Here is an 8419-nt window from a genome sequence, read left to right as displayed (position 1 = left end):
GAGCCACCGCAGCAGCCCGCCGGGTCACCGGCCCACGACGACCGGCCGGGTGCTCCCCCACGGAGTACCCGGCCGGTCGTCGTCCCGGGCCGTCAGGTGGCCGTCGGGGCCCCCGGACGGGAGTTCCGCGCGCCGCCGCCGGCCAGCTCGGACAGCGGCCCGCTCCCGAGCACACCGCCCAGCAGCCCCGAGCCCGAGCCGCTGCCCGTACCCGAGCCGGTCGGCGCGCCGCCGGTGCCGGCGCCGCTGCTCGGGCTCGGCTTCGACGCCGTCCCCGAGCCGCCGCCCGAGGCCGGCGTACTGCGCGGCGCGGGAGCCGACCCGGCGGGTGCCGGGGCGGCGGGCGGCGCCGAGGCGGCCGGCGCGGCCGGGCTGGCCGCACCGCTCTCCGGCTTGGCCGACTTCGCCTTGCCGCTCGGCGTGGCCGTCGCCGCCCTGGGCGAGGTCGGGGCGCCGGACGGCGGGGCGGACGTCGCCGGGGCGGTCGGCGAGGCCGGCCGGGAGGCGGCGGGCGAGGGCGAGGTGGACGGACCCTTCCCGCCGGGCGCGGCGGACGGCCCGCCGCTCGGCCAGACCGGGGTGCCGTAGTCGGTGGCCGGCCGGGACGGCGCCGGGTGCGGGCGGGCGCCGGTGCGGACCGCCGCGCCCAGCATCGAGCCGACCAGCAGGGTCAGTCCGACCACCACTGCGGTGACCACCGCACCGCGCCGCACCACCCGGCGGCGCAGCGCGGCCGGGGCGTCGGCACCGTACCGCCGCCAGGCCTCCAGGTTGAGCCGCCCGTCCAGCGAGCCGAACGGCGCGCCGGCGATCAGCAGCGGGCTCCACGCCGCCAGGAAGATCAGGTCGGGGGTGTCGTAGACCGGGACGGCCCGCCAGCTGACCGTGAACAGCAGCGCGGCGGAGAGGACCATCGCCGCACCGGCCGCGAGCCGCTGCCAGAGGCCGAGGACGGTCAGCACGCCGACCACGATCTCGGTGAAGGACACCACCAGGCCGGAGCCGACCGGGTGCGCCATGGCGAAGGCCAGCAGCGGATCGGCGACCTTCCAGGGGTGCAGCGAGGAGAGCCAGCGCATCATCGATCCGCGCTCGCCGCCGTCGAAGTACACCGGGTCGCAGAGCTTGCTGAACCCGGCGTAGACGGAGAGCGCGCCGAGCACCGCGCGCAGGGGCAGCAGCACCAGACCGAGGTCGACCCGGCGGCCGGGGTACCAGGGCTGCCTGCCCTCCGCCCCGGCGGCGGAGACCTCCGGCAGCTCGCCGCTGGGCGTCCAGCCCTGGGGCGCGCCGACCGGCCCGACGCCGGCCTCGGTGGCCGTGCCGGCTCCCTCGCGCGGTTGGCGCGGGACCGTCCGGGAGCCGCCGTACGGCGGGATCAGCCGGGTGTCGTCGTCCGCCAGGGAGCCGCGCCCGCCGGCACCGGCCGGTGCCGGGACTCCGCCCAGCCGGACGGCCTCCAGCAACTGGGTGGCGGCGACGTCGCCCGGCCGCGCCTCGCCGGTCCAGGTGACCGGTGTGACGCGGCCCTTGCGGCGCGGCCCGCCGGCCCCGCCGGTGAGCGCCGAGACCGTGGAGGCGGGCACGACGACCTGCGGGGTGACCGGCGAACGGCGGATCAGTCCCTGGGTGGCGTAGGGGTCGCCGAACGCGGCGCCGGTGGACAGCAGTCCGGCCGGAGCCTCGATCAGTGGCGCCACCGGGGTGCCGAGATTGAGCCGGAAGCTCGCCTGGGTGCTGCTGAGGCGCGCCGGGTCGGACGGCACCTTGACGGTGGTGAGGCCGGGTTCGGCCTCTATCCCGGTGCTGCCGCCGCCCAGGAGGGGGCGCCGAGGTGTTCTGGTGTCCACACCCGTCTAACCGGGTGACGCCCGGTTAGGACACTCTCCCGGGTGGATATCGGGAGCCCCCTTGAAGTGATCATGAGAAAAGCGATCGGGCCCGGTCGGGCCCGATCGCTTTCACTCGTCTTGCGGACGGACGACGGGGAATTCCGGAGAACCCCTTGCGCCGCGCGCCCCGCGTGTGCCTTCCGGTCAGCCGACCTTGGAGCGGAGCCGCGCCGCCTCGTACAGCACGACGCTCGCCGCGACACCGGCGTTCAGCGACTCGGTGAGCCCGGACATCGGGATCCGCACCAGCAGGTCGCAGGTCTCCGAGACCAGCCGGGACAGGCCCTTGCCCTCGCTGCCCGCGACGATCACGACGGGCCCGGTCAGCGCCTCCAGGTCCCCGATCTCGGCCTCGCCGTCGGCAGCCAGGCCGACCACCAGCAGGCCCGCCTTCTGGTAGCCCTCCAGCGTCCGGGTCAGGTTGGTGGCACGGGCGACGGGCAGCCGCGCGGCCGCACCCGAGGAGGTCTTCCACGCACCGGCGGTCATACCGGCCGCCCGGCGCTCGGGGATGACCACGCCGTGCGCGCCGAAGGCGGCGGCGGAACGGACCACGGCGCCCAGGTTGCGGGAGTCGGTGACGCCGTCCAGCGCCACGATCAGCGCGTCCTGGGCGGCCTCCGCGGCCTCGGCCAGCAGGTCCTCCGGGTGCGCGTACTCGTACGGCGGGACCTGGAGGACCAGGCCCTGGTGGTTCAGGCCGCCGGTCATCTGGTCCAGCTGCGGGCGCGGGGCCTCCATCAGCGGGATGCCCCGGTCGTTGGCGGCCTGGAAGGCGTCGCGGACCCGGTCGTCGGTGTCGATGAACTGCATGACGTACAGCGCGGTCGCCGGCACGCCGCCCTGCAGCGCCTCGACCACCGAGTTGCGGCCGACCACCAGCTCCGCGGCACCGGCGCCGCCGCGACCGCCGCGACCGCCGCCACCGGCGCGGCGCATGCCGGCCCGGGCCTTGGCGTCCCGCTCGCGCTTGATCGCGGCGTTGGCGGCCCGCTGCTTGGGGTGACCCTTGCGTTCGGCGCCGGGCGGGGTCGGGCCCTTGCCCTGGAGCGCCTTCCGGCTGTGGCCGCCGGTACCGACGTTCGCGCCCTTCTTCGACCCGGGGTTGCGGCGGTTCCTGCGCTGGCTGTTGCCGGCCATGGCTGTACTTCCTGTCTGTCTGTCCGGCATGGCCGGCCCCTCCGGCGGAAGCCGGTGGGGGCCGACGGCATGCGCTCCGTCATGCGGGAGGGCCGCACCGGTCAGGTACGGCCCCACCTCACCCCTCGGTCGCCCGGGGGTTACTGGTTGTTGATCGTCCAGCGCGGGCCGGACGGGGTGTCCTCGATGGCCAGTCCGGCCAGCCCGAGCTGGTCGCGGATGGCGTCCGCGGTGGCAAAGTCCTTGCGGGCCCGGGCCGCCTGCCGCTGCTCCAGGACCAGGTGGACCAGCGAGTCGACGACGCCGTGCAGGTCCTCGCCGCGCTCCGCCCCGGCCCAGTGCGGGTCGAGCGGGTCGAGTCCCAGTACACCGAGCATCGCACGGACCTCGGCCAATCGCGCCACCGCGTTCTCCTTGTCGTCCGCGGTGAGGGCGCTGTTGCCCTGGCGGACGGCGGTGTGCACGATGGCCAGCGCCTGGGGCACGCCCAGGTCGTCGTCCATCGCCTCGGCGAAGGCCGGCGGCACCTCGGGGGCGGCGTCGACCTTTCCGCAGCGCTCGACGGTCCGCTGGATGAAGCCCTCGATCCGGCCGAACCCGGCCTCGGCCTCGCGCAGCGACTCGTCGCTGTACTCGATCATCGAGCGGTAGTGCGGTGCGGCCAGGTAGTAGCGGAGCACGATCGGCCGCCAGCGCCGGACCATCTCGGAGACCAGCACCGAGTTGCCGAGCGACTTGCTCATCTTCTCGCCGCGCATGGTGACCCACGCGTTGTGCACCCAGAAGTTGGCGAAGTCGTCGCCGAACGCCTTGGACTGGGCGATCTCGTTCTCGTGGTGCGGGAAGATCAGGTCGAGCCCGCCGCCGTGGATGTCGAAGGCCGTGCCCAGGTACTTGTGGGCCATCGCGGAGCACTCCAGGTGCCACCCCGGGCGCCCGCGGCCCCACGGGGTCTCCCAGCTGGGTTCGCCGGGCTTGACCGACTTCCACATGGCGAAGTCGCGCTGGTCCCGCTTGCCGGTCTCGCCCTCGCCCTCGGGCTGCTGGAGGTTCTCCAGCTTCTGGTTGGAGAGCGCGAGGTAGCCCGGGAAGGACTTCACGTCGAAGTAGACGTTGCCCTCGGCCGCGTAGGCGTGCCCGCGCGCGATGAGTCCCCGCATCATCTCGATCATCTCGGGGACGTGCCCGGTGGCCCGTGGCTCGACGGTCGGCGGCAGGCAGCCCAGCGCGGAGTAACCGTCGTTGAAGGCCCGCTCGTTGGCGTAGGCGATCTGCCACCAGGGCGTGCCGAGCTCGCGCTCCTTGGCGATCACCTTGTCGTCGATGTCGGTGACGTTGCGGGCGAACGTCACCTGGTAGCCGCGGTAGGCGAACCACCGCTGCATGATGTCGAAGTTGAGACCGGACCGGATGTGCCCGATGTGTGGCGCCGACTGGACGGTAGCGCCGCACAGGTAGATCGAGACACAACCCGGTACAAGCGGGACGAAGTCGCGTACCTGGCGGGTGCTGGTGTCGTACAGGCGAATGCTCACAGCGTCAAGCGTAGTGGGCAGGAGGGGGTGCCCCGCGACATTCTGGAATGTCAATACCGCTGCAGAGCCGTTTCCGCTCTGTGACGTAGAGGAAGCACCCCCTCCGTTCCCGGGAGGGTCAGATCGAGCCGACCACCTTCCGCGGACTCAGCCGGACGACCACCCGAACGTCGTCCGGGCCGTCGTACGTGTACTTCTGCTCGCCGCGGTACTTCAGGCCGAGTTCGTCGATCAGCTCCCGGCCGCCCTCACGGGTCAGCGTGACCTCGCCGCGCACCTCCAGGTAGGTGTACGGGTTCTCCGGCGGGTTGATCACCAACGAGACGCGCGGGTCCTTCACCAGGTTGAGGTGCTTGCGGCGCCCCTCGACGGTGGAGAACAGGATGTCGTCGCCGTCCCGCTTCACCCAGACCACGGAGGACTGCGGGCTGCCGTCCGGCTGGAGCGTGGAGATCACGGCGAAGCTCTTGCCGTCGATCAGAGTCTTGGCCTGGTCGGAGAGATGTGCGGCCATCGGGACCTCGTTCTTCTCGTCAAACGGCGGTGGACAGATCGCCCGGTGGGCGGGGCCGGGCCCGGCGGGGGCCCGCACCGAACGGTAGCGACTCGGTCCCCCGGCAGCCCTTCTGAACACCCGTCACCCGTCGCTTATTCCCGAGCGGGTTCCCCCGATCCGGTGACGCCACCGCCCGATCCGCGACCGGACCGGCCCTCGACAGGCTTCCGGAAGGACCGGCGGCGCACCACCGGAACGGGCGGTGGGAACGTCAACGGCGTTCGTACACCAGGGCGGTGGCGATCGCGGCCAGCCCCTCGGCCCGACCGGTGAGACCCAGTCCGTCGGTGGTCGTGCCGGACACCGACACCGGCGCGCCGACCGCCGCGGCGAGCGCGGCCTGAGCCTCCTCGCGACGCTTGCCGATCTTCGGCCGAATACCGATCACCTGGATCGCCACGTTGCCGATCTCGAAGCCGGCCGCGCGGACCAGCCGCGCCGCCTCGCCGAGCAGCGTCACCCCGGACGCCCCGGCCCACTCGGGCCGGTCGGTGCCGAAGTGCGCGCCCAGGTCGCCGATCCCGGCGGCGGAGAACAGCGCGTCGCACGCCGCGTGCGCGGCCACGTCGGCGTCCGAGTGCCCGGCCAGGCCGTACTCGGCGCCCGGCCACTCCAGGCCGGCGACCCGGAGCGGGCGGCCGGCCTCGAAGGCGTGCACATCGGTGCCGATGCCGACCCGGGGAATCACCGGGGCGGCGCCGGCGGTCGGCTCAGTAGCCATCGGAGGCCCTCCTGCGGGCGAGCACGGCCTCGGCGAGCACGAGGTCCAGCGGGCGGGTCACCTTGAACGCCTCCTCGTGACCGGGCACCACGACCACCCGGCCGCCGTACCGCTCCACCAGGCCGGCGTCGTCGGTGACCGGCGGCAGCGCGCCCCCGGCCTCCTCGGCCAGCGCCTTGGCGTGCACCTCGGCCAGCGTCTCCCGGCGGAACCCCTGCGGGGTCTGGACCGCGCGCAGGGTGGACCGGTCGGGCGTGTCGAGCACCGGCTCGGGTCCGCCCGGCGCGGGCTCGACCCGCTTGACGGTGTCGGCCAGCGGCACCGCCGGCACCACCGCCTCCGCCCCGGCCCGGACGGCGGCCGCGACCGCGTCGACGACCTCGACCGGCACGAGCGGCCGGGCCGCGTCGTGCACCAGGACGATCCCGACCCCGGCGGGAATGGCGGCCAGGCCCAGCCGGACGGACTCCTGGCGGGTCTCCCCGCCGGCCACGACCCGGATGTCCTTGCCCTCCAGCCCGTGGCTGTCGAGCAGGGCGACCACCTCGGCCACCCCGTCGGCGGGCGCCGCGACCACGACCAGGCCGACCGCGCGGCTGCGGGTCAGCGCCCGGACGGCGTGCACCAGGAGCGGCACGCCGCCCAGGTCACGCAGGGCTTTCGGGGCACCGGGCCCCAGCCGCTCGCCGCGTCCCGCGGCGGGCACCACTGCTGCTGCGACTGCTGCTGTGGCGTTCAGGTTTCACTCCTTCGGAGAAGTGGGTATGGCCATGGCGTGCACGACGGGCGAGGACCCCTTCCGAAGCACCACCGTCCTCCGCCCGCGGAATCAGCAGAAACGGTCATGCAGACCCGAGGCCGGCCGGGCCGCCCGGGTGCGGGGCGTCGTCCGGACACGCCTCAGCGCCCGAAGTGCCACTGCACCACCCACCGGCCATCGGTCCGGTGAGCGGCGCGCCGGCATCGGGCGCTGTGAGCGTTGTGGAGCGGACGGCCGCTACGAGGCGAGCACCTCGTCGAGCAGCGTCTCCGCCTTGTCCTCGTTGGTGTTCTCCGCCAGCGCGAGCTCGCTGACGAGGATCTGGCGCGCCTTGGCGAGCATGCGCTTCTCTCCGGCCGAGAGACCGCGCTCACGCTCACGACGCCAGAGGTCGCGCACAACCTCGGCGACCTTGATAACGTCGCCCGAAGCGAGCTTCTCCAGGTTCGCCTTGTAGCGACGGGACCAGTTGGTCGGCTCTTCGGTGTACGGTGCGCGAAGCACCTCGAAGACCCGGTCCAGACCCTCCTGGCCGACTACGTCGCGCACGCCGACGAACTCCGCGTTCTCGGCGGGCACGCGGAGCGTCAGGTCTCCCTGCTGCACCTTCAGCACCAGGTAGGTCTTGTCCACACCTTTGATCTGGCGAATTTCGATGGCCTCGATCAGCGCAGCCCCGTGATGGGGGTAGACCACCGTGTCGCCAACCTTGAACGTCATGTGACAGGACCCCTTCCGTGGCTTTCCAGAATAACACGCTTTTCACCGCACCCGAAGGGCGTTTTCGCAGGTCAGGGCCGGTCTCGGGGCTTGACAAGCACCCCCATGACGTGCTGCGACCGGTGTTCGACGCGGGCTTCCCGCAGGTCGGAGGCGGTTCCGACGCTCACCGAAACCTGCCGCAACACTCTCGAAACCGTGATTGGATCTTGAGTTTTCACCGTTTATCGGGCCGTTTCCCGATCGTGATCCGATCTTGGTCCGTTGTTGACCTGAACACGTGGACGTGCGGCCGTACGGACGCCCCTGAACCTTCCGGGGCGCGACACGGGGACCACCCCGTGAGGACGGCATAAGCGAGGTCGATAATCTGAGACCGGATCCACCGACCGAGACCTGACCTACCGACACGTGACCTAGGGAGAAGCCGCCGCCGTGAGCCGCAGCCTTCGACGCGGCAGCATCGCCGCCATCGCCGCCCTCGCCATCGCCTCGTTGTCCTCCTGCGCCGCCGGCAACACGCCGGAGACCCTGGAGATCAAGCCCGACAACGCGGCCGCGACCCTGGGCGCCGACATCCGGCTGAACAACATCGTCGTGGTCACGGGGGACGAGTCCTCCGGCGAGCACACCGGCCCCGCCAATGTGACGGTGAACATCAGCAACACCGGCGCCGAGGCCCTGGAGCTGCAGTCCATCACCGTCGGGAGCGGCGCCACCGCCACCTTCGCGGACGACAAGGGCGCCCCGCTGAGCACCATCGTCGTCCCGCCCGGCGGCGCGGTGCTGCTCGGCGGTCAGGGCAACCCGTCCGCCAAGGTGGCCTCGGCCAGCCTGAGCGTGGGCGGCTACGTGAACACCGCGTTCGCGTTCAAGAACCACGAGAAGCTCGAGACGGAGGCCTCGGTCAGCCCGAACAAGGGCCTGTACCAGGGCTTCGGCCCGACCTCCGCCCCCGGGGCCGTGCCGCCCAAGAAGGCCGCCACCCCGACCGCCCCCGCCTCGGGCAGCCCGTCCGCCGCCCACCACTGAGGCACGGCGCCCGGCCGTACCCGGGCAGGGCAAGGGGAACGCCCCTCCGGCGAGTGCCGGAGG

Annotated in this window: 8 protein-coding genes; 1 reads left to right on the top strand and 7 read right to left on the bottom strand. The window is 73.0% G+C overall.

What is annotated here, in order from left to right; all coding sequences use genetic code 11:
• Nucleotides 1–92 precede the first annotated feature (92 nt).
• From ACFWOG_RS37280 to ACFWOG_RS37250, 7 genes are all read right to left on the bottom strand, one after another.
• Complete coding sequence (locus tag ACFWOG_RS37280) at nucleotides 93–1850, bottom strand: DoxX family membrane protein (protein ID WP_355406396.1); 1758 nt, start codon at nucleotides 1848–1850, stop codon at nucleotides 93–95.
• 186 nt (nucleotides 1851–2036) lie between these two features.
• Nucleotides 2037–3032 (bottom strand): 23S rRNA (guanosine(2251)-2'-O)-methyltransferase RlmB, encoded by a 996-nt coding sequence (gene rlmB / locus ACFWOG_RS37275; RefSeq protein ID WP_380363877.1) that lies wholly within the window; start codon nucleotides 3030–3032, stop codon nucleotides 2037–2039.
• A 140-nt stretch (nucleotides 3033–3172) separates the two neighbouring features.
• Complete coding sequence (gene cysS / locus ACFWOG_RS37270) at nucleotides 3173–4567, bottom strand: cysteine--tRNA ligase (RefSeq protein ID WP_329951387.1); 1395 nt, start codon at nucleotides 4565–4567, stop codon at nucleotides 3173–3175.
• Between the two features lie 118 nt (nucleotides 4568–4685).
• Entirely contained in the window at nucleotides 4686–5081 is a 396-nt protein-coding gene (locus tag ACFWOG_RS37265) for a PPOX class F420-dependent oxidoreductase (protein ID WP_329885600.1), read from the bottom strand.
• Between the two features lie 253 nt (nucleotides 5082–5334).
• The gene (gene ispF / locus ACFWOG_RS37260) at nucleotides 5335–5844 is read right to left on the bottom strand and encodes a 2-C-methyl-D-erythritol 2,4-cyclodiphosphate synthase (RefSeq protein WP_329885601.1); all 510 of its coding nucleotides are present in this window, start codon (nucleotides 5842–5844) and stop codon (nucleotides 5335–5337) included.
• A complete protein-coding gene (gene ispD, locus ACFWOG_RS37255; RefSeq protein ID WP_329951436.1) occupies nucleotides 5834–6583 on the bottom strand; it encodes a 2-C-methyl-D-erythritol 4-phosphate cytidylyltransferase in 750 nt (249 codons plus the stop codon). Before ispD ends, ispF begins: the two co-directional genes overlap by 11 nt.
• A 258-nt stretch (nucleotides 6584–6841) precedes the next feature.
• Nucleotides 6842–7324 carry a CarD family transcriptional regulator gene (locus ACFWOG_RS37250; protein ID WP_030244332.1) on the bottom strand — a complete coding sequence of 161 codons (483 nt, stop codon included), beginning with the start codon at nucleotides 7322–7324 and terminating at the stop codon, nucleotides 6842–6844.
• A 435-nt stretch (nucleotides 7325–7759) separates the two neighbouring features.
• Here ACFWOG_RS37250 and ACFWOG_RS37245 point away from each other — a divergent pair, with 435 nt between their 5' ends.
• Nucleotides 7760–8356, top strand: a complete 597-nt coding sequence (locus tag ACFWOG_RS37245; RefSeq protein WP_329885602.1) for a DUF461 domain-containing protein — start codon at nucleotides 7760–7762, stop codon at nucleotides 8354–8356.
• The last annotated feature ends 63 nt before the right edge of the window (nucleotides 8357–8419 follow it).

Origin of the sequence: Kitasatospora sp. NPDC058406, from assembly GCF_042722765.1 — a bacterium.
Lineage (GTDB): Bacteria > Actinomycetota > Actinomycetes > Streptomycetales > Streptomycetaceae > Kitasatospora.
Note: the sequence above shows the minus strand (reverse complement) of the source record. Positions and strands in the feature narration are given on the sequence as shown.

Excerpts from the sequence above, each read along its gene's own strand:
- rlmB (WP_380363877.1), bottom strand. The coding sequence starts at position 3,032 with ATGGCCGGCAACAGCCAGCGCAGGAACCGCCGCAACCCCGGGTCGAAG.
- ACFWOG_RS37265 (WP_329885600.1), bottom strand. The coding sequence starts at position 5,081 with ATGGCCGCACATCTCTCCGACCAGGCCAAGACTCTGATCGACGGCAAG.
- ispF (WP_329885601.1), bottom strand. The coding sequence starts at position 5,844 with ATGGCTACTGAGCCGACCGCCGGCGCCGCCCCGGTGATTCCCCGGGTC.
- ACFWOG_RS37250 (WP_030244332.1), bottom strand. The coding sequence starts at position 7,324 with ATGACGTTCAAGGTTGGCGACACGGTGGTCTACCCCCATCACGGGGCT.